The organism is Moorena sp. SIO4G3, from assembly GCF_010692305.1.
Taxonomy (GTDB): Bacteria; Cyanobacteriota; Cyanobacteriia; order Cyanobacteriales; family Coleofasciculaceae; genus Moorena; species Moorena producens_A.
Genome location: NZ_JAAHIG010000712.1, coordinates 1 through 1,651 on the forward strand (window position 1 = coordinate 1; position 1,651 = coordinate 1,651).

General features: G+C 42.9%; 1 pseudogene. It reads left to right on the forward strand.

Going from position 1 to position 1,651, the window contains the following annotated elements:
- Positions 1-263 precede the first annotated feature (263 nt).
- Positions 264-1,647: pseudogene (locus F6J99_RS44830) on the forward strand (IS110 family transposase).
- The last annotated feature ends 4 nt before the right edge of the window (positions 1,648-1,651 follow it).

Below are 1,651 nucleotides of genomic sequence, written 5' to 3' on the forward strand. Positions count from 1 at the left end.
TCTCAGCCCCTGACTAGCGGCGATGGCCACTAGCAACAGTAGTAAGAAACTTAACAGATTTACCGTACACTATTACTTGTATCGTGACAGTTAAAGCCGTTGTAACAATGGTGCCCTCGCGCCCGAATCTCAGCCTGGTTCTGGGGGGTTTGGGCAAAAGTATTGGTGAAGTGAATCCTCACTATCCCGTTTAAGAGATTAGATTAAATGCCATCCCCAGGTCATGGTACTTCTCCGTCTCCTCCTTACTGTGAGTGTTAAAGATGAAAAAGTCAAAAAACTCTAAAAAAAAATTGTCTGATCAAGAATTATCAGCAATCAACTCCAATGCCGCCGGTATTGATATTGGTGCAGACCGACATTGGGTCAGTATACCACAGGGAAGAGATGATGACCATGTCAGGAGTTTTAGTTGCTTTACTAAGGATTTAGATCAGATGGCAGATTGGCTAACTGAGTGTGGCATCGAGACAGTGGCAATGGAATCAACGGGAGTTTATTGGTTACCAGTGTTTCAGGTGCTCGAAAGTCGCGGGTTTGAAGTCAAACTAGTCAATGCTCACTATGTCAAAACTGTCCCAGGACGGAAAAGTGATGTCCTAGATTGTCAATGGTTGCAACAATTACACACTTATGGCTTATTGGCAGGTTCTTTTCGCGCCAGTTGACCAAATTTGTGTTTTACGTAGTTATATTCGGCAACGAGATAACTTAATTAAAAGTGGTTGTGTTCATGTTCAACGAATGCAAAAAGCTCTAACTCAAATGAATCTACAACTGCATCGGGTGATTAGTGACATTACTGGTAAAACGGGGATGGCAATTATTAAAGCCATTCTAGCGGGAGAGCGTGACCCCCAAAAGTTAGCATCCTTTAAGGATGGTCGCATTAAGGCTAGTTGTCAGGAAATTGCCGATTCCCTCACTGGGGATTATCGCCCAGAATTGTTGTTTATTCTTTCTCAAGAATTACAACTCTACGAAAGTTATCAAACTCACCTTCAGGCCATCGATCATCAAATTGAACAATGTTTAGCTCACTTTCCCGATAAAGTTGATTTAGCTGCTCAACCTTTGCCTAAACCCAAACGTCGAGGAAAAAAGCAACCCGGTAATGCTCCTCAATTTGACTTACGCACTCATCTGTATCGTCTTAGTGGAGTAGATTTTACCCAAATTAATGGTTTCGGAGCCTTAACGGTTTTAGTTCTCTTGTCTGAGTTGGGTTTAGACCCTTCTCGATTCCCTACAGTTAAACATTTTACTTCTTGGCTGGGTTTATGTCCTGGCAGTCGCATTACTGGTGGTAAAGTCAAAAGTTCTCAAACCCGTCATGTTGTCAATCGTGCAGCCAATGCTTTTCGTATGGCTGCACAAACTCTTTCTCGCAGTCATTCTGCTTTAGGGGCTTACTATCGCCGCATCCGCAGCCGATTAGGTGCTCCTAAAGCAATTACTGCTACTGCACACAAATTGGCTCGTATTTTTTATCGTCTTTGGACTACTGGTGATGCTTTTAGTGATCCTGGTGTTGATGCTTACGAACAAAAGTATCGTCAACGCACTCTCTCCTATCTTGAGAAAAAAGCTCAGACTCTTGGTTTTGATCTTGTTCCCCAGTCCTCACCAGGCGAATGTGTTTCTTAAGAGT